This is a genomic window from Mesorhizobium sp. M0437 (assembly GCF_040321335.1).
In the GTDB taxonomy this organism is placed as follows: Bacteria; Pseudomonadota; Alphaproteobacteria; order Rhizobiales; family Rhizobiaceae; genus Mesorhizobium.
On record NZ_JAMYRK010000025.1, the window covers coordinates 51,111 to 76,822 of the forward strand.

Sequence of the window (25,712 nt, forward strand, 5' to 3'; positions counted from 1 at the left end):
GCAGGTGGAGGTCAGCTATCTCCGCTCCGGACACAAGAGCTGACAGGCTGCCTTCGGCCCCCAATAGCCAATACAGAACTGCAGGGCGAGCGATCAGCGCTTGTCCGCCGGCTGGCTGCTCGTCGTCGAAGGGATGCGGGCGATGACCTTGATCTCGAAATCGAAGCCCGCAAGCCAATTGACGCCGACTGCGGTCCAGTTCGGGTAGGGAGGTGCACCGATTTCTTCCGCTCGGACGGCCAGAACTGTCTCGATCTGTTCGTCCGGGTTGGTGTGGAACGTTGTGACGTCGACGACGTCGTCGAAGCTGCACCCGGCGGCCGCCAAGACCGCGCGCAGATTGGCGAAGGCCCGTCGAACCTGATCCTCGAATACGGGCTCGGGCGAGCCGTCCTCACGGCTCCCAACCTGACCCGACACGAAGAGAAGATCGCCGGACCGAATGGCTGCGGAATAGCGGTGGATGTCGTATAACGCGTGCCGGTTGGCCGGGTAGACGGCGTCACGTGTAGGCATCTCATGTTCCTTTCTGTCTTGATAAGAGGTGGGCACGAGCAGCGGGCCGGAGCCGGGGGTCACAGCCGCGCCAACTCCTCGTCTGTGAAATCCGCCGCAACCGCGATGTCATTCTGCCGGTCGAGCTCCTCGATGCGTCCGCCGAGTGCCTTGCGGATGCCGGCATAGGCCTCGGCACCGAGCACCAGCCGTTTCGGGAGCGGACCATCCTGATCGGCAAGCCTGATCATTGCATCCGTCATGCGGTCGGGGTCGCCCTTGATCACCCAAGACCCATGGAGCGCCTCGCGGACCTGATCGGCGGGGGTTCCCTCATAGGCCGCGAGCGGCTTGGTCCGCGCGAGATTGCCGCCGAACCCGGTCCGCGCCGGCCCGGGTTCCACAAGGCTGAATTCGATGCCGAAGGGAGCAGCCTCCTGCGCCACGGATTCGACGAACCCCTCGATACCCCACTTGGTCGCGTGATAGAGGCTGAAAGCCGGATAGGCGATCTGGCCTCCCTCGCTCGATACCTGTAGAATCCGACCACCACCCTGGCTGCGCAGATGCGGCAACGCCGCCTGGATGAGCGTGATCGAGCCGATGAGATTGGTGTCGATGATGTCCCGAACCTGCACATCGCCAGCCTCTTCAGCCGCGCCGAGCAGGCCATAGCCAGCATTGCTGACGACGATGTCGATCCGAGCGGATGCCGCGAAGGCCCGGTCGACCGCGGCGCGGACCGAGCTCTGGTCCTTGAGGTCCATTGCGACGATGCGGAGCCGTTCGGGGTAACTTGCACGCAGGTCGGGAAGTGCGTCCTCGCTGCGACTGGCACCGACGACACGGTCTCCCCTGATCAGGGTCTTCTCCGCCAGCAGCCGGCCTAGACCAGAAGACACACCCGTTATGAGCCAGGCCTTTTCCATTTCTCATTTCTCCAATTGATCCAGGCAGGAGATAGGGCAATCGCATTGCGCGCATTAGCCGTTGAAACCGGCATGGGACAATGCAAAATCCCCATCAATGCCCCGCCCGTCGCTCAACGATCTCACCGCCTTCGTCGCCGTTGCCACACACCGTAGCTTCCGCCGCGCAGCGGACGAGATCGGCACGGCACCTTCCACATTGAGCCATGCGATGCGTGCGCTCGAGGAACGCATGGGCGTGCGACTTCTGAACCGCACCACACGCAGCGTCTCGCCGACAGAAGCCGGGTTCCGGTTGCTCGACCGTCTTCAGCCGGCGCTCGCCTCGCTGGACGAGGCGCTCGACAGCGTCGCGGGGTTCCGGGGCAATGTCGCAGGAACGGTCCGCATCAACGCACCGCGATTGGTGGCCGGGCTTCTCGTTCGCGCGGTTCTTCCGCAGATGGCGGAGCGCCATCCGGACGTGACCGTGGACATCGTCGTCGAGGGACGGCTCATCGATATCGTGTCCAGCGGGTTCGATGCCGGCGTGCGCCTCATCACATCAATTCCCAAAGACATGATCGCCGTGCCGTTTGCACGCGCGTTGACGTTCATCTGTATCGCGTCACCCGCCTATCTCGATCGCTTCGGGGAGCCGGGAACGCCCGAGGAATTGCAACGCCACCATTGCATCGGCCACCGTATGCCCAGCCGCAAGCTCTATCGATGGGAGTTCGAACGCGCAGGCCAGGAACTGGTGATCGGGGCAAACGGCCCCATCGTCCTTGATGACGAGGAACTGATGGTCGAAGCCGCAATAGAGGGTCTGGGCATCGCCTATGTGGCGGATTGGGCCGCCGAAGCCGCGTTGTCCGATGGCCGGCTACGCAAGGTCCTGACCGCGTGGACGCCAGCACCGGAAGAAGTTGCGGTCTACTACCCCGGACATCGAGCCGTGCCGCCCGCCCTGCGGGCTTTTCTCGATGTTGTAAAGGACCTGCGGAAGAAAGAACCCTAACCAGATCAACGAAGCCGACGCCCTCGCGCGGAATAGCCGCAGCGGGGCGAAGCGAACAGCTGAAGATCGCGGTCCTGCTCTGACCCAGCTCGCGTCGCATGAGTTCGAGCAACTATTCAAGCGAGAGCTTCTCGCGGGGGCGCAAATTCCTCGATCGGGGCTAGTTTCCCGAGATGAGGCAGGTCACCGTTAAACGCAGGGTCCAATCACTACCTTCCCGTGACCTTCCGAACGTCTGCAAACGAGCAGGGCCGCGCCGCTTTTCTGGGAGCTGTGAAAACGGTCTGGGGCGGGTACCAAGCGTGCGATCACTAGTTGCAGCTAACGTGGTGGAGGCATTCGCGGCCAGTTGTACTGATGAACTGATGGCTCTCAGAACGCGGTCATCTGCTTAGCTCCGTTCAGCGCACCAGCGCGTCCCGATGACAGCCAGACGGATGCCGGCAGTGCCGCCGACGCTACCCCTTGATCGCCGAGCCGACGATCGAATCCACAAAGAAGCGCTGCAGGAAGACGAAGAGCACCAGTGGCGGGAGCACGGCAAGCGTCGCGCCAGCCATCACCAGTCCCGTGTTGAGAGCGCCTCGATTGTAGCTGAGCAGGCGACTAAGGCTGATGACGATCGGATATTCGTGTGCATTGCCCTGTAGAACGGTCAGCGGCCAGAGATAGCTATTCCAGTGATAGACGAAGGCAAACAGCGCCAGTGCTGCGATTGCCGGCGCCACGCTCGGCGCGACGATCTTGAACAGGATCAGGAGTTCCGACGCCCCATCCATCCGCGCTGCGTCGATCAGATCGTCGGGCACGCGGCTATAAACTGGCGCATCAGGAAAATGCCAAACGCATTGGCGAGATTGGGCACGATAATACCGGCAAGGCTGGCGTTCAGGCCAATTGATCCGACGAGACGGTAAAGCGGGATCAGCGTGACGATCGGCGGCAGGAACATGGTGGCGATCAGCACCGAAAACAGCAGTGAGCGGCCGGGAAAGTGATGCTTGGCGAAGGCGTAGCCAGCCATCATGCTGGTGACCAGAATGCCGGCGGTGGTGATCGTGGCGATCACGAGCGAATTCCACATCGAGCGACCGACATTGATGACGCCGGACACTTTCTCGTATGCTTCGAGGGTCGGCGTGAGGGGTATCCACACCGGCGGCACCTGCATGGTTTCGGCCGGCGTTTTCAGGCTGGAGAGCACCATCCACAACAGCGGGAAGGCGGAGGCCACGGCAACCAGCAGCATCAGCGTGGCGAGCAGTGCTCTGCGGCCCGCCAGGCGTTTGCGCGCCAACCGGCTCGATGCTGAGCGGCCCGGCGCGCTCATTCGTCATCCTTCCGGTTGGCGAATGCAAACAGCGCACACACAATGACGATCAGCGACAGCATCAGCATCACTGCCATGGCCGAGCCCAGCCCGCCTTGTGCCCGCTCGATGCCGACTCGGCGGATATGGTAGGTCAGCACGTTGGTCGAGCCGACCGGCCCGCCTTGGGTGATCAGCGCCACCGGCTCGAACACTTGCACGGCGTTGATGATGGCAATGACGGCGCTGAACAAGAGCGTGCGGCTCAATAGCGGCAAGGTGATGAAGCGGAACTGTTCGCGCCGGTTGGCGCCGTCAAGCGTCGCCGCCTCGTACAGACTGCCTGGGATCTGGGTCAGCCCGGCAACGGCCAGCACCGTAAAATAGCCGATCTGCTGCCAGACATTGAGGACGACGATCGAGATCAACGCCGATCTTGGCGAGGACAACCAGAGTTGCGGGCCGATGCCGGCGAGACCGAGCACCTGGTTGAGCGGCCCCTCGCTCGGCGAATAGAGCTTCGACCAGACCAGCGTCACGGCGATCATCGGCACCATGTAGGTGGAAAACAACACGGTCCGCAGCGCCGTACCGCCTGCGACATCGCGCTGGTGGACCATCAAGCCGAACACTACCGAAAGGGGCAGGATGAGCATCACCGACAATGCCGTGTAGATGGCGGTGTTGAGCAGCGCTCGCTTGAAATCCCGCCCGACCGAGGTCGGCCCGAATATTTCGCGAAAATTGTCGAAGCCGATGAAGCTCGCATTGGAAAAAGGCGTCTGCGTCGACCAATCTTGGAATGACAGCCAGATGGTGAGCAGCATCGGCAGCAGGATGAAAACGCCGATCAGTGTCACGGCAGGCGCCAGCATGATGCCCGCCGAGGCACGATAGGTCTTGATCATCGCTCTGCTTCCAAAGCGTCGGGCTCTCGAAACAGCGCCTTCGCTATTTGGCGGCACGCTCCAGGATCGAGACGGCATCGGCCTGCGCGTTCGCCTGCGCATCCTTGGCCGAGAGCTGCCCATACTGCAACGCCTCGAGCGTCTGCTGCAGCGATTCGCTGAATTCCTGGCCGCCCGGGACGACAGGGAAGGGCTTGGCGTCGGCAAGCACGCTGACATAGCCGGACAGGAACTCGGAACCGAGCTTGTCCTTATGGGCTTCGATGTCGGAGGTCCGCGTCGGCAGGATGCCCATCGACATCAGAATATCCGACATTGCCGATGCGCCGTTCTTGCCGGACTTCGGACTGTTCAGCCACACCAGGAAATCCCATGCCGCTTTTTGTTCGGCCTGACCGGCATTGGCGTTGACGACGGTCATCCATGAATAGGAGATCGAGTGCGGCTTTTCGCCGCTCGGACCGACCGGGATGGGTGCGGTGGCGATATTGGAGAACTTGTCGCCCATGCCGCTCTTCAATGCGCTTTCCCACCAGTTGGCCATGATGATCATGCCGGTCTTGCCGGAGACGAAATTGTCGAGGAAGGGACCGGTGGTGTTGGCGTCGGCCGTGGCCATCGGCGGATCGCTGGCGCCGGACTTGATCAGGTCCTCGTAAAGCTGGAAAGTCTCACCGGCTTGAGGACTGTCGAGCATCGGTTTGCCGTCCTTGACCAGCTCGCCGCCATTGGAGACCAGCAGCGAGGCGAAGGGATGGACGACGCCAGCCGCCCAGGAATTGATCATGCCGAAGCCTTGCTGACCGGCATCTTTCCTGGTCAGCTTCTGGGCCGCATCCTTCAATTCGGACCAGGTCTTCGGCGCGGCTGTAATGCCTGCCCGTTTGAACAGCTCCTTGTTGTAGTTCAGCGCATAGACGTCGATCTCGTTTGGAATGCCGTAAAGCGTGGCGCCAACAGAGGCCGCACTGACGACACCGGCCGGCCACGCGCTCTTGACCTCGCCGGCAATCGCATCGGGGGCCGGCGCGACCAGCTTGTCTCGCGCCAGTTCGGGCAGCCACAAATCATAGATGCCGCCGATCGTCGGCCCGTCCGAGCTGCCGCCCTGGGAACGCAGTGTCGTCAGGAGATCGCCGAAGGGGACGGCGCGCACGGTGACGGTCACATCCGGATTGCTCTTGGCATAGTCCTTGGCCGCGGCGTCCAGCAAAGCGACCGTTTCGGGTGACCAGTGGGTCAGATAGGAGATGTTGACCGATTGCGCCCAACCAATGGTGGGCGAGGCCAACAACCCTGCAGCAAGTGCCAGTTTCGAAATCCAAGCCAAAGACATCCGACCCTCCGCATAGCCACACAGCGATGTCCATGACGTTATGACAACCCGAAGCAACGATGCAAGCGCTATCTTCGTGGAGAGCTCCTGCCGGTGTTGCGACGTTTTCTCACTGCGGTCCATAAGCATGAAATATTAACTGTAAAAACAACCAATTAGCTGATTAAGTTCGAGCTGATTCTCCCCTGCCGGCCATGCCCGAACATACTGCAAGGCACTTGCGGTCGACGTCATGTCGTTATAATGACACTGAGTCGCTGCAAAGGACGCCGATGTCGAATGGGAGACGGAGCATGGTTGATCGACACGCTGCGCTCAGCCCGATCGGCTTTGGCGCCGCGTGCACCGGGATCTGTACCGCACTGCCGACCAGAGCCGACGACGCCGTGGCGTCGTGGAGCTGGCGCTCCGAGGACCGGGCGGCGGCCAAGCGGAGCCGCCCTCGATGACACGCGTTCTGGCCATCGATCTTGGCGGCACCAATTTGCGCGCCGCAATCCATACCGGCGATGTTCGCTGGCTGGAGATGCTGAGCCGCGAGCCTGCGCCGGCAAACCTGGATGCCTTCGTCGCCCGCATCGATGCCTTGCGCGCCGAGGCCGGTCCGGTCGAGGCACTTGGCCTGGCGGTGCCGGGGCTTGTCGAGGGCTCGATCTGCCGCTGGGTTCCGAACCTGCCCTATTTCGATGGTGTCGACGTCGCGACCTTGTTTCCTCGTCTGCCTGTTGCCATTGGCAACGATGCGCAGATCGCCCTGCTGGCCGAGGCGGTCGAAGGTGCCGCGAAAGGCCTGTCCGATGCCATCCTGCTGGCGATCGGCACCGGTATCGGCTCCGCCGTTCTGGCCAATAACCACATCGTCGCCGGCGCACGGGGCGGCGCCTGCTCATTCGGCTGGGCCTGCGCCGACATCGAGGATGAAGGCGAGGACCGCAGCGGCTGGCTGGAGCGCTTCGCTTCCGGGCGGGCGTTCGACGCCGCGGCGCGCCAGATCGGGCTGGCCAATGGCGGCAGGCTGGTCGAGGCGGCCCGGGGTGGCAAGACGGCCGCCCTTGACGCATTGGAGCTGCCGGCGCGCCGGCTGGGCACTGCCTTGGCGGGTGCGGTCGCGCTGCTTGACACCCAGGCGGTCCTGATTTCCGGCGGCCTTGCCGATGCGCTGGACGTGATAGGGCCGCCGCTGCTTTCGGCTCTGCAGCGTCAGCTGCCGCCGCATCTGCGCGATGTCGTGCTGCGGTCCGGCGAATTCGGCTCCCGCGCCGGTCTCGTTGGCGCCTCGCTGGCCGGTCTCGCCGGAGCACAGTGGAGGCAGATAAGATGAGCCAAGTCAGCTTCCAGCTGCCCGACCGCCGAAGGCCCGAGCCGCTCTGGTATCAGGTGGAAGAGGCCATCCGCGCCATCGTAAAGAGTGGCGAGTGGGCGACCGGCGACCAGATTCCGGCCGAAGACAGGTTGTGCGCCCTGTTCGGGGTGAGCCGTATCACGCTGCGCCACGCGCTGCGCAATCTGGAAGAGCACGGACTGCTCAGGCGCGAACATGGCCGTGGCACCTTCGTGCGCTCCACCACGCTGGTCGCCGGCACCCGCGAACTCACCAGCTTCACCCAGGAAATGGGCAATATGGGCGTGGTCGCCGGCTCGCGCTTGCTCGACTGCAGCCTGACCACCGCCAATGCCGCCGCGGCCGGAGCGCTGGAGATCGAGGAGGGCGACCCGGTGGTGCGCATCCGGCGGCTCAGGCTCGGCAACAACGAACCGATCGGTATTCAGACTGCGCAACTCTCGGCCGCGCGCGTGCCCGGCTTTCTCGATGCCGGCCTGTTGCAGGGCTCGCTCTACGAAGCCTTGGAACGCCATTACGGCATCGTGCCGGTCGCGGCGCGCGAAAACTACCGTGTTGGCGCGGTCGGGGCGGCGGATGCCGAGTTGCTCGATCTGCCTGCGGGGAGCCCCGCTTTCGTGGTCGAGCGCATCACCACCGACGAGCGCGGCCCGTTCGAATTCACCGTCTCGGTCATGCGGGGCGACCGCTACGAAATCCGCTCGACGCTGCGTGCCGGTCGCGCGGCGCCAACCGCAAGAAGCTGAGCCATACCGAAGCCGACACATAACAGGAGTACCGACGTGTCCGATCTTTACATACCTCGCCTTGCCGCTCTCATCGAACAGGCCTCGACAGCCAATGCCGAAGCCTTTGGCGAAGCGGCCAGCCGCTTTGCCGACACGCTCGAGGGTGGCGGGTTGGTTCATCTTTACGGCTCGGGCCACTCGGTGTTGCCTGTCCAGGAAGTATTTCCGCGCTACGGCAGCTATATCGGCTTCAATCCGCTGACCGACCCGCGTGTCATGTGGCATAACGTGCTCGGCGCCGGCGGCGTGCGCGAACTTCTGTGGCTGGAGCGGACCGAGAAATACGCCGAGAAATTCCTCGATCACCAGCCGCTGAACAAAGGCGATTCGATCATCATCTTTGGCCACAGCGGCCGCAATTCGTCCGGCATCGACACCGCGCTCTATGCGAAAAAACGCGGCATCTTCGTCGTTGCGATAACCAGCAAGAACAATCTCGACAAGCCGGCGACGCACTCTTCCGGCAAACGGCTTGCCGATGCCGCCGACCTTGTCATCGACACCTGCTCGCCGATCGAGGATGCCATCGTGCCGGTCGAGGGCTGGAGCCGGCCGGTCTCCGGTTCGTCGACCGTGCTTGCCATGATCCTGGCGCATGAGCTGATCGCCCGCACCGCCGAGGCGCTTTCGAAACGCGGCATCGAACTGCCGGTTTTTGCCTCGCCGACAATTGCCGGCGTCACACTGCACGACACCGACGTCATCTATGGCGTCTATCGCGAGAAAATGCTCGAGGCACAAAGGAAGCATCTGCCGACGTTCCAGGCGACCATGCGCGGCGACTGACAACCGGGGAGGGCACGCAAAACACTAGGACGTAGTGTTCTAGGCAAGCCGCTTGAATGGTTTGGCCGAGGACGTTTTCGACAAATCCGCCAGCAGCCGACCTTCAGGTCGTCGCGTATCCTTCGACCGGCCGCGGCCGGAACCGAGACGGCAACTTGCAGCGATGGAGCGGTCGATAGCGCTTTCGCGGACTCGCGCCGGTGGCGCTACGTCCGCCACCTGGTGGCGTGCGGGGGTTTCACCAACGCCGAAATATGCCTAGTCCGGCAAGCCCGCCAGACGCCAGCCATCGACAAAGGGCTGGGCAGCACTCATGCTCCTAAATGGCAAGTTCGCTACTAGTTCGCCGATCGTCCAACCTGGATTGCCCGCAAGAAATAGGCGGGCTTCCTCCTGTGCCTCAGGCAAGCGGCCGCCAAGGGCAAGCGCGGCAATCAGGTGCTCCCTCGAACCTGTCCCGTAGGTTTCTTCCCGGCTCAAGGACACAACCGCTTCTTCGTACTGACCGGTGGAAATCTGCGCCATTCCAACGATCCAGAAATACCAACCGGGTGGACGAGGATTTAAACGCAGCGCCTCTGCACAAGCTATCAGCGCCGCTTGCGGCTTGCCCAAGTAGATTTGAAGCTCACCAATCCATGCAACCGCATCTGCATTGTTGGGATTTATCCGAATGGCAGCATCGAATTGAGATTTTGCTTCATCCCAATTGCGCTCAAAAAGCTGAACGCAGCCCAGGATCCTGCGAACGTTGGAATCGCCGGGATCGATTTCCACGGCCCGTTGTGCGTGCATCAGAGCCTTTGCGCGGCCGGGTACCTGTGGTTCTCTCCAAATAATCCAGCCAAACAGCAGTGAGATGGCAAGATTGCTGTGCGCTTCACAGTAGTTTGGATCGAGTGCAACGGCACGTTCCAAAGCTGAACGCGCCTCGCTGTTGTCTGATCTGGAAATGTTCCATTTGCCTCGCGACCTAACACAAAGATCATAGGCTTCGAGATTTGACGGTCGAAAACGGCTAACAATGTTCCTTTCACTGAGCTTGCCAGAAATCGCTTCAACAACGCGTCGCGTGACCTCGTCCTGAACGTCGAAGATGTCGGCGATTTCGCGGTCGAAACGCTCGGCCCAGACATGATTGCCGCCTTCCGCCGCGTTGATCAGCTGCACATTTACACGCAAACGCTTGACGGACCGCCTCGCGCTGCCCTCAAGTATGTACTTGACCCCTAGATCGCGAGCGATCTGACGGACATCACTAGGCTTGCCCTTGTAGGCGAAGGTGGAGTTACGGGCGATTACGAAGAAGCCCGGTACATTGGAGAGATCGGTGATGATGTCCTCTGTCAGGCCGTCGGTAAAGAACTCCTGTTCGGCGTCGCCGCTCATGTTGATGAAGGGCAGCACGGCGATGGACGGCTTGTCGAGAAGGGCGAGCGGAGCCGGTGTGGCGCCGGTTAAGACAGGTGGCTCGCGACGGGCAGACGTACCGACCTCCAGCGCATAAACACGCATCGGCTCAGCAATGTTCTTAAGGACTCTGTCGCCGAGATCACAAATCGCGAGGTCGTGCCGGCTCCGCACCTGACGGTAGGCATCTTCAGACAGGCAGATGGTTCCTGGCTTCGCTATGCCCTCCAGACGAGCAGCGATATTGACGCCATCGCCCATCAGGTCGCCATCCGCTTCCTCGACAACATCGCCGATATGAATACCGATGCGCAGTTCAATTCGACGCTCTGCCGGCAATCCGGAATTGCGCTCGAGCATCCCTACCTGCAGCTCCATAGCGCAGCGGACCGCGTCAACGCCGCTCCGAAACTCGGACAGCACGCCATCGCCGGTGCTCTTCACGACCCGACCCCGATGAACTGCGATGGTCGGGTCGACGAGGTCGCTTCGCAGCGTGCGGATGCGAGCGAGCGTACGATCCTCGTCACTCGCCGTCAGACGGCTGAAGCCGACGATGTCCGCCACCAGGATTGCCGCGAGCTTGCGTACTTCGGTCATTGCATGCCCATACCCGAACCTATCACAGCTGCGGACGGATGCCGCGCAGTTTGTGGCCAGCGAGATACCCTCCAATCAGTTCCGCATACGGACGAAGAAGCACAGCTTTGGGTAGTGAACGGAGTGACCGCTCAACGCGTCACCCTGGACGTCGAGGCGACCCGCGCGATCCGGCAGGCTGAGGTGGGAACCGCGCGCACCAGGATTGACAGGACCGCGGACCGCTTCGGCCTGAAGCCGGAATATCTGGCCGCCGACAGCGCCTATGGATCGGCGGCGAACCTCAGGCGCGCGACGACTTCCTCCTCGCCCCTGCCACTGTTCACCCTGAGCCGAGAAGGTCGCAATCGGCTGGAGAACCGACCCGCAGTTTTGGACAGCTCGATCAGCCGACGTCAGCCGTCTGGTTTGAGCGGTTCGTGCTCAATTACCTGGACAATGTCGGTAAGCTCGATTTCCGGTAATGCTCGCTCATCCCACGCAGCATCATGTCATTCGGCCACTCGGCCGATTTTCTGAGACAGGCAGCTCCGATGCAAGCTGAATATCCGCGCATTTTAAGACGTTAACGACAGCGGATTTTGCTCGCGTCATCATCGCAGACATACCGCATCGGACCGGGAACGATGCGGACCTCGCGAGACCGGATGGTCGACGTCTTTGATCGCTCATAATCAGCGGGAATAGTCGGCTTACGACACCGAGCGTCTGCATGGCTCTCGCGCCGCGATGCAAGGCCAGGAAAGCCTTACGCCAGATCAGTTTGTGAAAAGTCATTGCCCTTGTAAAGCAGGGCAAGCCGATGAGCCTTCGCGCAAGCATAGGCAAAACAATCGCCGAAATTGAGATCGGCTTTGTGCCCGACTGCTTTGCCGTATTTCATGCTGGCTTCGATCGCCCGGTCGCCGATGTCGCCGGATATCGTGATTTCCTTGCCGGCGATCTCGATCAAAAAGGCGTCGACGGTATCACGGGCTTGCGCCAGCATGTTGGCTGTGGGCTTGGCGTTCTTTTTGATGGCTTCGGCCGATGCTCGCGCGAGACCCTGGACTGCCTCGAACCGGACGAGCGGGGAGATATACAGCGGCTTGGTCGCGGCCGCGAGCCGCTTTTCCAGTTCTTCCGCGCCAGGTTCCTCGTTCAGGATGGCAACGATCACCGAGGCATCGACGAACATCAGTCGTCGCCCCACATTTCGTCGGTGAATTTCTTCATATCGAAATCAGGGTTGGCTGGCCCGATCCGCCGCGCCATTTCCTTGACTTTGGCAAGTCTCTCGCGCAGCGGGACGCTGCCGCGGTTGCGCTCGATCTCATGGCGCAAGGCGGTTCTGACGGCCTCCGTCTTGCTGCGCGCCTTGGTAATCTGCTGCAGCTCGACGGCCATGGCATCGACGTCGGGATCGCGAATGAAGAGCGGCATTTGTATATCCTGTGAGTGATATATGTATATCATATCGGAGATATACTCGCCAGCGAATTCGCGAGCGGCGGTTTTGATAAGGAGGGAGGGAGGAATCCAGCTCGCGAAAATCCGTCGGGAGGTTCGGTTCTGGTGCTCAGTCCTTGGAATTGCTCGGCGTCTGAAACACGTCGCTCCGGCCATGTCACTGTCAACGCCCACATGCCCAAGGCGTATCGACGCTACGTGCGCCGACGCATGCGCATCCCAACATCCGCGGCGACCGATTGATGTCGATAGACCGCCCACGCGCCCGACGAGGCCAGCGCCAGCTGCATCGATTGCGTCAGGTTCATAACGGCCATAATCCCGGCCAGCGAACTCTCTCGTTAGGGCAGCTCGGAGAGTGCTACGGCTGGATGCTCTTGGGAACATCCCGAGCGCATGATCCGGCGGCGAGGATAAACAATCTGAACCACGCGCTGCCTCCACATGGTGGCGCCGGCGAACTCAACGAAGCCGTGCTGCCATTCGTGGTGAACTGGATAACACGGCCTATCTTCTCGCTCGAAAATTCGGCGGCCTCGACAATCATTGCCGGGGTTACCTCGACGGATCCCTTCGCCGTCTATCCGCGTCTCATCGGCTGTCGCGCTGATCCGGATTGACAGCCACCCGCAATTAAAGGGCCGTTTGATGACACCTAGGCCTCCCCAGCAGTATTAGTTCACAAAGCAGGTCGGCACCCCGCGATCCGCTGGATCCGGTCAGCGTGTGCTTCGGGTTCGGGGTGCAAGATCAGGCGGTGCCATTTGCACGGATGGCGGCGAACCAACCACCACGGCAGGGGCGCCAGATTGCTCACCACGTTGGCTCTCCACTTCGCGGCTCATACCTTGGTGAGCAGCTTGCATCTCCGGAACGGTGAAAACCGGCACCTCGCCCTTGAAACCCTGGAGTTCAAAGGCGCCCGCCTGGACGACCGGCATCGGCGCTCCTGCCGCAAAGCCGGGACCAAGCACCAGGGGGATGCCCAGCTTCTTGGTCGTCGACTCGAGCCGAGCCGTGCGGTTCACCGGAGAGCCGATCGCGGTGTAATCGAAACGCCGTTCGGAGCCGAAATTGCCTACCGAGCAAATGCCCGTCTCGATGGCGACGCCGATTGCGATGGAGGGGTGGCCGTCCGCGCTGAAGGCGGCGTCTTCACGCTTCACCCGTTCGATCAGGGCAAGGCCCGCGTCGAGCGCGCGCTCGCGATGGTCCGGCTGATCAAGCGGCGCGTTCCAGAAGGCCAGCACCGCGTCGCCCATGAACTTGTCGATGGTGCCGTCGCGCTTGAGGATCTCATCGGTCGCAATGCCGAGGAAGTGGTTGACCACCTTTGCGATTTCCTGGGTGTCGAGTTGTTCGCTCATCGTCGTGAAGCCGCGTATGTCGCTGAGCAGGATCGTGATCTCGCGCTTCTCGCCGGACAGGATCGCTTCGGTGTCTGAGCTTGCGAGGCGCTGCACCACGGAAGGCGACAGATACTGGGAGAACTGCCGTGCCAGGGTGGACCGGCGCTGCTCGCTGCGCCTGTAGAGAACATAGCCTTCGAAGCCGGCTACCAGGATCGTCGCAAGCGCCGGCTGCAGCGGGTCATAGAGTGCACCCTGCAGGCTGTATTCGAGAGCGCCGAACACGAACGGCGTGACGGCAAGCAGCACGAGAGCCAAGGCACCAAGCACGACACGCCCGGCGAGCACTCCGGAAAGTCCGATGAAAATGACGGCACTGAGGACAAACCAGAGCCGCTCCACCGTGCGCGCATGCGTTGGCTCTGTTAGGTAGCGCCCGGCAAGCAACTGGCCGATTGCATCGGCGTGGATGTCCGCGCCTGGTCGCGCTGGACGTGTCGGGGTGGGCAGGTACTGCGTCAGTCCCACGGCCGACAGATCGACAATGGCGATGGCGTCCCGCAGCCGTGGATCACTGCCGCCCGAAAGGATAGTGCTGGCAGATATACGCGGCGTATCCGTGGCGGTTTCCCAGAGGCGGATGCTCCCCTCCGGCTCGAGCAGCACGATGGCGCCGGCCATCCTGAGTGCGTCGAACCCGGCTGCATTCATCCGGGCTATGTAGCCGTCCTGCCCGGCGTAAAGGCGAAGAAGCTCGAGCGCGAAGGACGGCCACAGCTGCACGCCTTGAGCGGTATTGCGAAGCCACAGCAGCGGCACATGGCGCAGTACGCCGTCGGGATCGGGCAAGGTGCGAATTACGCCGAGGCCCGCGGCGGCGTTGGAGAATTCGGCAAGCGAGCCGGTCAGGCCGGCGAAGCCGGGAAGCGTGTCTGGTACCTGCCCGACGATCGACCAGCCGGCTTTGGGCCCTGCATCTGAAACCGTCGCCTCATTGCCCAGGCTGACAGCAAGCGCCGTTCGATTTTTGGCCAGCGCCGCTGCCAGGCGCTTGTCTCCGGCGATGCCCTCAGGCGAGGTGTCGGCCTCGGGCAGCACCAGCGCAAGCCCGATGACCGCGGCGCCGGACTTGGTGATGCCATCGACCAGATCGGCCAAGAGGCCCCGGTTCCAGGGCCATCGCCCATGTGCCTTGAGGCTGGCGTCGTCTATCGAGACAATCACGACAGGATTGCTCGTCGCCTGGCGCGGAGCGAGAAACTGGTAGAAGTCGTACGTCCGCTCACGCAGGCGCGACAGCGGCCCGTCGAAAGCCAAATGGCAAGCGAGCAGCAGGAGCACGACCAAAAGGCCGGATATCTTACTCCTGGCAGCTTGCCGCCAATCAGCCCAGCGCCAACCGACCAAGAGGCTCATGTCGTACGGCCAGGCCTATTCACAGTAGTAGCAGCAACCCTCACCCTGACACTCGCCCTTATTCACGCCGCCGCCCACGGGTGGCGTTGGGGTGTCGGGGAACTCCATGACCACTCCTGGCAATGCGCCGTCGGTGGAGTCGCAGACTTTGAGCGAGCCGCCGAGTGCCGACGCACAAAGGGCGCTTACGTCCAATCCCGGACCCGGTGCGCCTGGCAGGCCGGTGCCGGCAATCCGGTCGATGCTGTCCAATATCGGGAAGGTGTCGATTCCGCCGTAGCCGGTCAGCAGCTTGCCACCTTCCGATGTGCAGGCGTAGCCCGGGTTTGTGATGACCAGCCGTTTGCCATTGATCGTGCAGGTCATGCGGCCGGCGCGCAGAATGCCGACGGTCTGGCCGGCTGCCACCAGCACTTCGATGATGCCGCCTCTCGCCCCGAGCACCATATGCGGCGTCGCAACCTGCATGACGCCGCCTTTCGAAACCTGGCCGCCATAGAAACGGGCCAGGCCGCTGTTCATCCCGATGTCGATCTTTCCCGATCCGGAGCCCGGATTGTAGACGAACTCGTCGATCGTCAGGCTGGTGTTCGGACCAATCTTGGCGCTCGATTCGTCCCGGAACACCAGCATTCCAAGACCGGTGGGATTGCTGCGCAGCTGGTCGCCGAGTTCGACGCCGGCCCCAACGTTCATTGTCCCGCCGTTGTTGCGGACGATGTTGGTCTGGTAGGCCGTCATCGACCCGACCGTCTCAGCGGCGGATGGTGCCGCAAAGGCAAGGCAGGCGATAAAAATGGCGATCTGACGGTACGGGGTCCTCATCGCGGCCTCTTTCAATTGAGCGTCAACGTATAGCTCATGAGCATTTCGAACGATTTTCGGTCGCGGTTGGCGATGTCGAAGTTGGTTTCGCGATAGGCGAGATCGACGCTGATCTTCTGCGCCTCCGTCAGCTGAAAATCGCTTTCCGAGGCAATGCGCCAAAAGTCGCTCTTGATATTTGTGCCGATGCCGACGGACAGATCGGGAGTGTTGCTGTGGCCGGCCGAAAAGGCGATCTGGTGCGACCATGCGAAAAGATCCGGCACGTTCATCAACAGGCCGCCATAGCGGACCTCGCCCGTGTAGCTGTGGCCGATTTCGCCAGATCCGGAGGCGAAGTCATTCGAGCCGACCAGCCGCAGGCCGAGCGCCTGGCCATTGCGGAAGCGGTAGCTGCCGCCCGCCTCATAGAAAACCCTGCTATCGGCGAAAATGCCTTGCGAGGCGCTTAGATCGATGTAGCCGCCGCCTGCGAAAAGCGTCGTCTCGACCGTCGGGCGCACCAGAAAGCGCCCACTGACGCCGATGCCGGTCTCGTGGATATCGCTGTCGAAGCGATCCGTAACTGTGAACGCCGAAAGCAGCAGGCGCAGCGAATCGATCCCACTGTTCGGCAGTCCCTTGTCCCAGGTGATCGCGGCGTTGCCGTGGATAAAGGTCTTCTCGCTGCCCGGAACCGACAGGTCTTCCGTGAAAAAGCGCTGTGTTGCGGTCAACGAGCCTGAAAGAACGAGAGCGTCGGCGCTTGGCGTGCCGAGGTCCCACCGGACAAAGCCTTCCGCCCGCCCATAAGGCGAGACGAAGCTGTCGTCGTCCTGCGCCCCGCCGGGCTCAAAATCGGTAAATGCGCTGAACACGCCGCCGGTCAGGGCGAGTTCCCAGGTAACGCCACGCAAGGCGCGCTCGATGCGGGCGAGCAGGCGAACGGCTTCCTGCTGCTCACTTGCGGTCAGGCCGCCGACTTCGATGCCGTACTGCACCTGCCGCCGGGCCAATTCATAGGAGCCGACATGGTAATACAACCGGCTGGCCGCCAGCCGGGCGCGCGCATCGCGGGGATATTTGATCAGATACTGCTCGATTGAGGAGATCGCCTGATCGTATTGTCCCGCGTTGACGGCAACTGTGACGAACTGGGCGAGCGTTCCGTTGTCGGCCGGACTGGCGATGCGGGCCGAAAACGCATCGTCATAGGCCGTAAAAAGACCTTGTGCGCCGGCCGGCAATACGCCGGTACAAAGCAGCGCTGCGGCGAAGCCGAAGATCGTTCGAAACGAAGATTGCATGCCGAGAACCCACCCCAAACCCGACTAGTGCGAAGGATTTAGCACGGCTCCAAGAAAAAGGCGACTGAACTGTCACCAGACCATGCGAGTCTCAGCAGCTGTTGCAGCGGCGCAACAAACTATCGGGTTATTGGTATTTCGGCTGCGCTGGTCGTCAAAACATCTTCTCAGCGTTGCTGTACATAATTGAAGTATTCGGCACTAGTGGCAACTAACTCAAATCATCATCAGTGGCGGATCGCACAGCCGGCAAGATTAATATTGTTTGCGCGATTCTGCGCGTATCTGGTCATCGGATGAGGCTTCAAGGTCACCTACGGCTCATCCAAAGGTCTTTCGTCGCGTTGCGCAAGGGTCGGAGAGCTGCCGGAAGGTGCTTCTCACGACGCGTGCGCGATGCGGCCTGGCTCTTGCTACTTCGTTGAACGCGACGAGGTCAGCTTATCGCCCCCGACTCCCAGGGACGCGTCACCGGACGCGTCTTGCTACAGCACGAGCATGGTGGCCAGCCCCAGCATCAGGCCCATGCCTACAATATCGGTTACGGTGGTGAGGAAGATCGCCGAAGCGACCGCCGGATCGGCGCCGACTCGCCGCAGGCCCAGCGGGATCAGCACGCCGGAGATTCCGGACATGAGGCACGATCCGGACATGGCAAGCAGGATCACAAGTGCCAGCATGGGTGCCTGGGCCGCCGACTCCGGTTGCCGCGAGGCGTAGAACCACATCGCCGCAGCCGCAACAAGGCCGACGAGCACGCCGTTGGCGATCCCGAGCGCGCCCTCCCTCATCACCAGGTGCAGCTTCGGTCGTTTGTCCACATCCCCTAGGGCAAGGCCACGCAGCGTCATAGCGAGTGCCTGGCAGCCGGTGTTTCCGCTCTGCCCGGCCAAGACCGGGAGGAACGCCGCCAAGGCGACGATCTTCTCGATCGTGCCTGTGAATGAACTGACCACGAAAGCGGCCATGAAGGCCGTCAGCAGGTTCAGCTGCAGCCACGGATGACGCTTCAAGAAGGCTGAAAACAGCGGCGTAAAAGAACGCTCCTCCTTCTGGACACCCACCATCTGGCCAGACTGAGCGGAAATCTCGATGATTTGCTGCTCGAACAAGCGCCAGCCGCGAACCTGCCCGAGCAGCCGGTTCTCCGCGTCCACCACCGGATAGACAGGGTACTGACGGCGTACTGCTGCCTTGCAGGCGTCGCTCAAAGACAGACCGACATTAAGGGCGAACGGCCTGGGCAGCATGATCTGATCCACCGTCGCGCCCGCTTCGCTCAGCATCAGATCGCGCAGGACCACCAGGCCAACCAGTTTATTGCCCTCGTCCGTGACGTAGAGATAAGTGAGCTCGGTCGGCACCTTGGCGCGTCTGACCGCCTCCACTGCCGCGGCAACCGTCGTCGCGACAGGAACGCTGGCGGGAATCGGGTCCATCAGCTCGACGAGCGAGTCGGGGACCGCGAAATCCTTGCCACTGCCATGAGACCTGATGGGCCGCATATGCGGTGGCAAATGCTCGGCCACCTTACGGGCGTGCCCGTCCGGCAACAGCTTTAGTGTGTCGCGGATGAACTCGGGAGATTCTCGGGCCAGCAATTCAGCCGCGTCATCAGGTGCTCGAGCCCGCAGCGTGCGCACCAACTTCTGAACGTCGTTCTCTTCTTTCATTTGCTGCGGCCCCCAAATTGCTAGTGTCTTGCCTGACAGTATGACACGGATCGGATCGCTCTGTCTGGCGCGCAGTGGACCAAGCGCCTCGATCCCGAAATCTTCGCCTCTCGGGCGCCGAGTGGACCGAACCCAGACAGATCTGAGCCGTTGCGGCGTACATAAAGGCGAGCTGTAACCTCTGCGTGTCGCCGAGAATTCAACGTGTTGCGAACTTCACCGGTCTTTTCCTGGGATCTGCGAGCACGCCGCAGCAAATGAAACGCAAACCCGGAAACTCTGCAGCGGCAGGGCCTCCGGCGCTCGAATTGATTTGCCTCATGCCGCGCATCTTGCCAGTTCCTCCAGCTCTGGAGGCTGATGAATTCGCCACGATGACAAGGTGATTTGCGTGAACCTGTAATAGTTTAGCTTGAGAAAGGGGCTCTCAGTATCAAGTCTGTCTGAACGAGAGGTGCTCTTGAGAGCTTCCAGGTTCGGGGCAGGCAGTCTGCTTTGTGAGACTCGAGGTCGTCGCGGTCCGATCCGAGTTAATGTAGGCCCTCTGGCAATAGCGTAGACCGCTCGATCGCACTTGGGTGAACGAAGCTCGTTTCGAGAATGGCATCGGTTCTGTAATTGCCATCTCACCTTCCGCGAGCAGCTGCGGGCCATGGCTCCGGTTGCGGGGCACCTGCATGTCCATGATTCCTTCGGCGCCCGAAGGGCTTCCACGGAACCTACCTTCCGCAGGAGGATGCAGCGCTGGGTATAGGTGACCCGCACATGCCGCTCGGCTGGGGCGATATCGACTGGGATGACGTCTTCAGCGCGTTGGCCTTCTTGCCGGGGACCATCCTCATCATGGAAATCGGACCGGCTAATCTTATCGGTCCTGTTTTCAATGAGATTGTAAGAAGAGTGCGGCTGGCGGCCTACGATACGACGATCAGCATCTGGTTGCTCGGTCCGTGGCGGTCGAGCGCAGGCAGGGCTGGAAACGTGCCAATCCCCACCCGTTGGCCAGCCGGGCCGCGGGCTGATTTCTGCCTATGCAATTCGCATGCTCGCGCGCCAATCCGGCTTTGAGGTCGCAGGATGCTCCCGCATTTCGAGTGAGCCCACTCGATCTGCAACAATTACAATCGTAAGCGGATCTGTAGGTGGACAAACAGCAACCACTGTCGAAGACACTAGGCCGGACGGATGAACGAAGCCTTTGCCGTCCGTTTGGTGTAAGTCATTTGCTTTCCAGAGGGCGTGCCAGCCGAACGCCAGGCCCGCCGCCATTTTCGGGAATGAATTCGACGCCGCCGGCCTCCAACGCACGTTTCAGTGCTTCGATCGTCACCTGGTTGGCCTTTAACATGCCAGCGATTGGCTCAAGCCGCTTAATGGTCGCGACGGAAACTTTTGATTTCGCGGCGAGGGCTTTTTGATCCCATTGCAAAAGTGCGCGGGCGGCCCGCAGCTGCTCACTCGTTATCATTATTATACCTAACGCATCATTTGATGCCAAAAGTCTTGACGATGCCGGCGGTTTCGTTTAAGACCGTAGAGTGGACACTCCACTCGCTCAGCCCCAGACAATACTCGACCGGGGCAGGACGAGCCCGTGTGAAAACGGCCGAATAAGGTGGTGCAACACCTTACCCGGCCTGACCACAACCTAAGCTTCTGAGGAGCTCGGATCATGACCGATTCCGACAATATCACGAGTCTGCCATTCGTCACCCGCAGGCGAGTGCTTGAGGGAACAGTCGTGGCTACTACCGCGTGGACGCTTGAAGGTAACGCGTCCGCAGGCGACGCCGGAAGGACCCATATGCGTTCTGATCCTGCACTGGCGCTCTGGCGGGAATGGGAGAGAGTCCACAAACAGATCGAGCGGCTGTGCCGCAGGCAGCAGCGCCTGGAGACAAAGCTTGTCGAGAGCGTCGGCTTTCCCTGTGTGACCGTCCGCCTGGCCGAGGGTGAGCAGGTGACGGCCCATTCGATCGAGATGCTCAATGAAGTGCTCGGCAAAGCGCCGGATATGGCGGCTCTCCGGACGAAGGCCCAAGCTGATTTCGCGGCACATCAGGCCCGCTGGGACGCGGCTGCCGAGGAGACTGGCTACACCGCAGCGCTCAGAGCCGAGCGCGAGGCTGGCGAGAAAATGCAACATCTGCTGCAGGCGTTCTCAACCACCCCCGCCACCACTCTCGCCGGTGTGGCAGGCAAACTCGACGCCGTATTGCGCGAAAGCGAGCCATGGGAGGAATGCTCCGAATTTCCATGGCCGCAAATCCGCTCCGCGCTCAGCGATCTGGTGCGCATCACCGAGTCCTACGGTGCTGACCGGGTGCGGCATCGAAGTGTGCTGCATGACTGAGCTGAAACTCTCCGCCATTCCCGATAGCCGGTCGGTCAAGATCACGGTCGAACTGCCCGACGCCGTGAATCGCGACCTCGTCGCCTATGGCGAATTGCGCGGTCACGTGACCGGACAGATAGTCGCCGATCCGGCAAGCTGATGGCGCCGATTCTGACCCGGCTCATGGCAACGGACAGAGCCTTTGCCAGAGCCCGACGAACCCTGAAGGCGGATGACTATTGGGGTCATTGCGGCCGTCAATCAGGACGAATATCGATCGCGCAGGAACGCGATGAATACCGGCAGGGCAGGATTGGCGTTGTCCGGACGCCAACGGGCAAAACTGGTGATCTGGATCGGCTTGCCCCCGATCCGCAGCTTGCGGCAGACGGCGCCGTCAGGAACGCTGTTGCCGTCTCCATCGTGGATCAGAGCGACTCCAAGGCCGTTTCCGACGAGGCGCAGAAGGATGCCCGCATTGACGTGATGTTCGACAATTGCGGGAAACTGCACGCCGCTTCCAACAGCATCGGCGAGCAGAAATGCTTCGCCCCTGCGGACGAGCAGCGTCTCCTGGCCAAGGTCCGACCACTCGATCACGGGGCGGCTTGCGAGAGGATGATTTGAAGCGAGAACGACGGCTAGGGTATCCTTCCACAATCTCAGCTCGAATGCGCCGCCAGTGGATCGCGAGGAGGAGGTCACGGTGACGTCGACCTCGATGCCGCCCAGAGCCTTGAGCTCGGGTTGGGACCCCTCTATTAAGCTGACGGTCACATTTGGATGACATTTCCCGAACTCAATGATTGCATCCAGCGCTCGCCCGGAGAGGATGAGTCCGTTGGAGCCGATGGAAAGCCTTTGTTGTTCATCCTTAATGCCCGTCCTGGCCAGCGTCAGAGTATTGTCCAGTTCGAGCAGCACGGAGCGCAGACGATCGAGGAAACGCTCGCCGGCCGGGGTTGGGCCAACGCCGCGGGCATGGCGATGAAATATCCTTGTTCCCATCTCGTATTCGAGATCGCGGATGCGCCGGCTTAGCGCGGTGTGATCGATACCGGCGCGCCGCGCCGCGCGCAGAAAACTGCCCTCCTCGGCGATCACAAGCGCATAATTGAGTGTCGCGAGTTGAATGGAGCTCCGCATCTCTGCTCAAGGTCAAGGAAGCGACAAATTGCAGACATCTGAGCGCTTTTGACGCTGGCGAGCTATCCCCAGATCTCAGTATTGACATTGAGTGAAACCATCTAAGGCCTCTTTCAAGCAGATCACGGGGACAAGGACGACACCGTTCCACTTTTCGGGCGAACCTATGAAAGGTACGTCGCACTAGACGTCATGTTCCGAGGCGGAGAACGGTGGCCCGCCCTTTCGTGCGATTAAAAGACGAGGGTTGCTCGGATGGGCCGAGCCGATCCTCACGCACGGAGAGCGAGCCATGGGAGTGTATAGCGAAGCATTTGTCGCGTTTGATGTAGCCAAGAAGAAGCACGCGGTTGCGATCGCGGAGGGCGGCCGCACCGGCGAGGTCCGGTTCGTCGGCGAGGTCGAGAATAGTCCGGCGGCGACAGAGCGGACGATCAAGAAGCTGGGAAGAAAGTATGATCGACTGCACGTCTGCTTCGAGGCTGGGCCGACGGGTTATGCGTTGTGCCGGCAGGTCCGCGATCTTGGTCACGACTGCATGGTGGTTGCGCCGGCCCTGATCCCGAAGCGGCCGGGCGAGCGCGTCAAGACCAACCGGCGGGACGCGGTCACGCTGGCGCGACTGCATCGGGCGGGCGAACTGATCGGGGTGTGGGTGCCGGACGTAGTCCACGAGGCTGTCCGCGATCTGGTCCGATCCCGCGAAGCCGCAGCCGACGACCTGCGCCGCAAACGCCACTGCGCCATGGGCGGATCTACCAGAACGGCGGTCATTGGACATTGGCGCACCGGCGCTGGCTTGCCCGACAGAACTTCGAGCATACCGCGCAGCAGATCGTGTTCCAGGAGAAGATCGACGCGATCGAGGACGCGGCTCAGCGACTACACCGCCTGGATGAGCAGTTGCGCGCCGTCGTGCCAACTTGGTCCATGGCGCGAGTCGTTGAGGCCTATCAGGCCATGCGCGGCGCCTCGTTCCTGGTCGCAATGATATTTGCGGCCGAGATTGGGGATGTGCGTCGCTTCGATACGCCGCCGCAGTTGATGGCCTTTCTCGGCCTTGTCCCGGGGGAGCGCTCGACCGGTGACACGGTTCGCCGGTCGAGCCTTACGCTCGCCGGCAATCGACGCGCCCGCCGCGCCCTGGTCGAAGCGGCATGGACTTACCGCTATCCTGCCAGGGTCAGTGAGACCCTGAGGGTGCGGCTCGAGGGGCTGCCCAAGGCCGTCCGCGATATTGCCTGGAAGGGGCAGCTCCGGCTCTGCGCCCGCTATCGTCGCCTCAGCGCCGCCGGCAAGAAGCCGCCGGTGGTCGTGGCTGCGATCGCACGCGAGACGGCCGCCTTCTTGTGGGCCATCGGCCGGGAGGTCGCGCCGTCATAGCCGGTCTCGACCCAACCCGCTGCACAGTGTTGGGGGTGGGGACACGGTGGGGAACTCCCGTCGCTAGTTATGTGGCCAAGCCGATGCGCCCGTCGCCCGCCCTCTAGACCGGACAGCCCCGAGACGAAGATACGGAAGGCCGGTACCCAACCTGCGGATGAAAGTCTGATCAATCGTCGTCTCTGAGCTCCACCCCCAGCCCTGTGCAGCTTCAGCCGGTCCGACTGCTTCGCAAACCTGCCAAGCAGGCGAGCCTTCTTGCCTTCAACCTTGACAGGGAACATGAGAGACTAGCTCCAGGAGGAGAGCACAACCCAGACTGGTCACTTCGCCTGGAAAGTCCGGTGCTTGAGCAAAGATTAAAAGCGGCGGACCGGTTCGAGCTGAAGGTCCGCCGCTCCAGCTCTTTCACGTCACGAAGAATGAACCTGCCGTAATCGAGAGACCTGGAGAGAGAGTGGCGAACTGTATTTGAGCTGCGCCGCCGATACCGTCGCTGTCGAAAGAGAGCGCTCCGGTTGAACTGTTGTAGATGATATGGTCGGAGCTATCATGCGCAGCCGTGCCAGCAAAGAAAGCGTCGGATGAAAGGCCTCCAAGCTTAAGCCCGGCAAAAACGGCGTCGTCGAGCTGGATCTTGTCCTGGAGCTTGTCGAAATCGGTGACCTTGTCGATATTGCCGGCTCCAAGAGCGCTGTTGAACACGAAGGCATCATTGCCTCCGTTACCGGTCAAGATGTCGGCACCGCCGCCTCCGTTGATGACATTAGCGCCAGCATTGCCTTGGACGGTCTGGGCAAAGGCGTTGCCGGTCAGGTTGATTGCAGACGTACCGGACGGATTGGTGGTGGCGAGGAGCTCGATCTGCGAGCCGGCCAATAGGGCGTGACTCACCGAAGTGAAGACCCGGTCGGTGCCGCCGCCCACCGCCTCGTCTACCTTGTCACCGGCGTTGTCGACATAGTAGGTATCATTGCCGCCATAGCCGACCATCTTGTCTGCGCCACCGCCGCCGTTGATGACGTTTGCGCCAGCATTGCCAAAAATGGCTTGACCGAACGCGTTGCCGGTTAGGTTTATTGCTGCCGTGAGCGTCGGATTGTTGGTGGCGAGGAGCTCAACCTCTGAGCCGGCCAAAAGGGCATGGCTGACGGCAGCGTAAACCCTGTCAACCCCACCGCTCACCGCTTCGACTACCTTGTCGCCGGCATTGTCGATGTGGTACGTGTCGTTACCGCCATAGCCGGTCATTGTGTCGGCGCCGCCGCCGCCCCTAATGTAATTGGCGCCGGCATTGCCCTCGATGGTCTGGGCGAACTCGTTGCCGGTCAGGTTGATCGCCGTAGTGCCGGCCGGATTGTTGGTGGCAAGAAGCTCGATTTCCGATCCGGCCGCAAGCGCATGACTTACGGAGGCGAATGCTTTGTCGGTACCGCCGCCCGCAGCCTCGATCTCCTTGTCGCGGATGTCATCGACATAATAGGTGTCATTGCCGCCATAGCCGATCATCGTGTGGCCGCCGGCGCCGTGAAACACATCGTCGCCGCTGGTGCCATACAAGGTGTCGCTTGTGTCGACGGGAGGCGGTTCGGTCCCAGTTGTTGCGAGGTTGTGCTCCCGGAAAACGGCTTGTAGTTCCGGAGAGCTCTCTAATGCGGTGTCGCCGTTCTGCGTTCCCCATTTGTAGGTGTAGTCGAAGGCAGGTGACGGAACCAGCTTGGCCCAATGATCGATCATGATTTGCATCTGTTCGGCGGTGGGCATGACCTGTCTGCCGCCGTCGGAAGTCTCCCAGTTACCGCCGCCGAAGGCCTGATAGACCGGAACGATGTTGCTGATCGGGATGCCGGATTTCACCGCTGCAGCCACGGCTCGGTCGATCATGTCGTAGTCGACCGTGTCCGTTCCCGTGCGCACCGGATAGGGGTCTATTCCAAAATAGTCGAT

At 61.6% G+C, this 25,712-nt stretch carries 22 protein-coding genes and 4 pseudogenes; 10 read left to right on the plus strand and 16 right to left on the minus strand.

The genetic code is table 11. The features are described from left to right. Positions 1-93 precede the first annotated feature (93 nt). Together NKI72_RS17775 and NKI72_RS17780 are read right to left on the minus strand one after the other, a co-directional pair. Entirely contained in the window at positions 94-516 is a 423-nt protein-coding gene (locus NKI72_RS17775) for a RidA family protein (RefSeq protein ID WP_352503550.1), read from the minus strand. A gap of 59 nt (positions 517-575) precedes the next feature. Continuing rightward, positions 576-1,424, minus strand: a complete 849-nt coding sequence (locus NKI72_RS17780; RefSeq protein ID WP_352475033.1) for an SDR family oxidoreductase — start codon at positions 1,422-1,424, stop codon at positions 576-578. A gap of 97 nt (positions 1,425-1,521) precedes the next feature. Here NKI72_RS17780 and NKI72_RS17785 point away from each other — a divergent pair, with 97 nt between their 5' ends. After that, positions 1,522-2,424 (plus strand): LysR family transcriptional regulator, encoded by a 903-nt coding sequence (locus NKI72_RS17785; RefSeq protein ID WP_352832308.1) that lies wholly within the window; start codon positions 1,522-1,524, stop codon positions 2,422-2,424. Between the two features lie 458 nt (positions 2,425-2,882). Here the strand turns inward: NKI72_RS17785 and NKI72_RS17790 are convergent, their stop codons facing one another. Genes NKI72_RS17790 through NKI72_RS17805 form a run of 4 tightly spaced genes read right to left on the minus strand, consistent with a single transcriptional unit; the run spans position 2,883 to position 5,977 of the window. Beyond that, the gene (locus NKI72_RS17790) at positions 2,883-3,233 is read right to left on the minus strand and encodes an ABC transporter permease subunit (RefSeq protein WP_352850392.1); all 351 of its coding nucleotides are present in this window, start codon (positions 3,231-3,233) and stop codon (positions 2,883-2,885) included. Further along, positions 3,218-3,754 carry a carbohydrate ABC transporter permease gene (locus NKI72_RS17795; protein WP_352850394.1) on the minus strand — a complete coding sequence of 179 codons (537 nt, stop codon included), beginning with the start codon at positions 3,752-3,754 and terminating at the stop codon, positions 3,218-3,220. The genes NKI72_RS17790 and NKI72_RS17795 overlap by 16 nt, the downstream gene beginning before the upstream one ends. Beyond that, entirely contained in the window at positions 3,751-4,641 is an 891-nt protein-coding gene (locus NKI72_RS17800) for a carbohydrate ABC transporter permease (RefSeq protein WP_352832289.1), read from the minus strand. Before NKI72_RS17800 ends, NKI72_RS17795 begins: the two co-directional genes overlap by 4 nt. A 43-nt stretch (positions 4,642-4,684) precedes the next feature. After that, positions 4,685-5,977: an ABC transporter substrate-binding protein gene (locus tag NKI72_RS17805; protein ID WP_352850396.1), complete on the minus strand. Its 1,293-nt coding sequence runs from the start codon at positions 5,975-5,977 to the stop codon at positions 4,685-4,687. A gap of 445 nt (positions 5,978-6,422) precedes the next feature. On the opposite strand from NKI72_RS17805, the gene NKI72_RS17810 reads away from it, so the two are divergent. The 3 genes from NKI72_RS17810 to NKI72_RS17820 are packed head-to-tail and all read left to right on the plus strand — an operon-like array spanning position 6,423 to position 8,893. Further along, the gene (locus NKI72_RS17810; RefSeq protein ID WP_352850398.1) at positions 6,423-7,298 is read left to right on the plus strand and encodes an ROK family protein; all 876 of its coding nucleotides are present in this window, start codon (positions 6,423-6,425) and stop codon (positions 7,296-7,298) included. Continuing rightward, positions 7,295-8,065, plus strand: coding sequence for a GntR family transcriptional regulator (locus NKI72_RS17815; protein WP_352678684.1), 771 nt, complete (start codon positions 7,295-7,297; stop codon positions 8,063-8,065). The genes NKI72_RS17810 and NKI72_RS17815 overlap by 4 nt, the downstream gene beginning before the upstream one ends. 36 nt (positions 8,066-8,101) lie before the next feature. Continuing rightward, a complete protein-coding gene (locus NKI72_RS17820; RefSeq protein ID WP_352850399.1) occupies positions 8,102-8,893 on the plus strand; it encodes a sugar isomerase domain-containing protein in 792 nt (263 codons plus the stop codon). Positions 8,894-9,151: 258 nt separating this feature from the next. Here the strand turns inward: NKI72_RS17820 and NKI72_RS17825 are convergent, their stop codons facing one another. After that, positions 9,152-10,903: an adenylate/guanylate cyclase domain-containing protein gene (locus NKI72_RS17825; protein WP_352850401.1), complete on the minus strand. Its 1,752-nt coding sequence runs from the start codon at positions 10,901-10,903 to the stop codon at positions 9,152-9,154. 138 nt (positions 10,904-11,041) lie between these two features. Between NKI72_RS17825 and NKI72_RS17830 the strand changes: the two are divergent. Then, positions 11,042-11,188: pseudogene (locus NKI72_RS17830) on the plus strand (IS5/IS1182 family transposase); the annotation flags it as partial. Between the two features lie 463 nt (positions 11,189-11,651). Here NKI72_RS17830 and NKI72_RS17835 read toward each other — a convergent pair. Together NKI72_RS17835 and NKI72_RS17840 are read right to left on the minus strand one after the other, a co-directional pair. Then, the gene (locus tag NKI72_RS17835; protein WP_352685439.1) at positions 11,652-12,080 is read right to left on the minus strand and encodes a type II toxin-antitoxin system VapC family toxin; all 429 of its coding nucleotides are present in this window, start codon (positions 12,078-12,080) and stop codon (positions 11,652-11,654) included. Beyond that, positions 12,080-12,325 carry a type II toxin-antitoxin system VapB family antitoxin gene (locus NKI72_RS17840; protein ID WP_352502773.1) on the minus strand — a complete coding sequence of 82 codons (246 nt, stop codon included), beginning with the start codon at positions 12,323-12,325 and terminating at the stop codon, positions 12,080-12,082. The genes NKI72_RS17835 and NKI72_RS17840 overlap by 1 nt, the downstream gene beginning before the upstream one ends. Before the next feature lie 404 nt (positions 12,326-12,729). Between NKI72_RS17840 and NKI72_RS17845 the strand changes: the two genes are divergently transcribed. Further along, positions 12,730-12,972: a hypothetical protein gene (locus NKI72_RS17845; RefSeq protein ID WP_352850403.1), complete on the plus strand. Its 243-nt coding sequence runs from the start codon at positions 12,730-12,732 to the stop codon at positions 12,970-12,972. Positions 12,973-13,071: 99 nt separating this feature from the next. Here NKI72_RS17845 and NKI72_RS17850 read toward each other — a convergent pair whose 3' ends face one another. The 4 genes from NKI72_RS17850 to NKI72_RS17865 all read right to left on the minus strand — a co-directional run bounded on the left by NKI72_RS17850 (position 13,072) and on the right by NKI72_RS17865 (position 18,901). Further along, the gene (locus tag NKI72_RS17850) at positions 13,072-15,117 is read right to left on the minus strand and encodes a CHASE2 domain-containing protein (protein ID WP_352850405.1); all 2,046 of its coding nucleotides are present in this window, start codon (positions 15,115-15,117) and stop codon (positions 13,072-13,074) included. Positions 15,118-15,132: 15 nt separating this feature from the next. After that, on the minus strand, positions 15,133-15,942 hold the full coding sequence (locus NKI72_RS17855) for a FecR family protein (protein WP_352837295.1): 810 nt from the start codon (positions 15,940-15,942) through the stop codon (positions 15,133-15,135). 11 nt (positions 15,943-15,953) lie between these two features. Beyond that, on the minus strand, positions 15,954-17,228 hold the full coding sequence (locus tag NKI72_RS17860) for a tetratricopeptide repeat protein (RefSeq protein WP_352837298.1): 1,275 nt from the start codon (positions 17,226-17,228) through the stop codon (positions 15,954-15,956). Between the two features lie 485 nt (positions 17,229-17,713). Beyond that, complete coding sequence (locus tag NKI72_RS17865) at positions 17,714-18,901, minus strand: magnesium transporter (RefSeq protein ID WP_352850406.1); 1,188 nt, start codon at positions 18,899-18,901, stop codon at positions 17,714-17,716. A gap of 625 nt (positions 18,902-19,526) precedes the next feature. Here NKI72_RS17865 and NKI72_RS17870 point away from each other — a divergent pair. Continuing rightward, positions 19,527-19,756: pseudogene (locus NKI72_RS17870) on the plus strand (sugar phosphate isomerase/epimerase); the annotation flags it as partial. Positions 19,757-20,120: 364 nt separating this feature from the next. Here the strand turns inward: NKI72_RS17870 and NKI72_RS17875 are convergent. Continuing rightward, a complete protein-coding gene (locus NKI72_RS17875) occupies positions 20,121-20,369 on the minus strand; it encodes a helix-turn-helix domain-containing protein (protein ID WP_254820110.1) in 249 nt (82 codons plus the stop codon). 204 nt (positions 20,370-20,573) lie between these two features. Between NKI72_RS17875 and NKI72_RS17880 the strand changes: the two genes are divergently transcribed. After that, the gene (locus NKI72_RS17880) at positions 20,574-21,254 is read left to right on the plus strand and encodes a hypothetical protein (RefSeq protein ID WP_352850408.1); all 681 of its coding nucleotides are present in this window, start codon (positions 20,574-20,576) and stop codon (positions 21,252-21,254) included. Then, positions 21,247-21,395: pseudogene (locus NKI72_RS17885) on the plus strand (DUF2274 domain-containing protein); the annotation flags it as partial. The gene NKI72_RS17880 and the pseudogene NKI72_RS17885, both read left to right, overlap by 8 nt. Before the next feature lie 102 nt (positions 21,396-21,497). Here the strand turns inward: NKI72_RS17885 and NKI72_RS17890 are convergent. After that, positions 21,498-22,382 (minus strand): LysR family transcriptional regulator, encoded by an 885-nt coding sequence (locus NKI72_RS17890; RefSeq protein ID WP_352850411.1) that lies wholly within the window; start codon positions 22,380-22,382, stop codon positions 21,498-21,500. A gap of 292 nt (positions 22,383-22,674) precedes the next feature. Here NKI72_RS17890 and NKI72_RS17895 point away from each other — a divergent pair. Further along, positions 22,675-23,765: pseudogene (locus NKI72_RS17895) on the plus strand (IS110 family RNA-guided transposase). Positions 23,766-24,173: 408 nt separating this feature from the next. On the opposite strand, the gene NKI72_RS17900 reads toward NKI72_RS17895, so the two are convergent. Next, on the minus strand, positions 24,174-25,712 hold a 1,539-nt coding region (locus tag NKI72_RS17900; protein ID WP_352850412.1), incomplete at its 5' end, for a calcium-binding protein.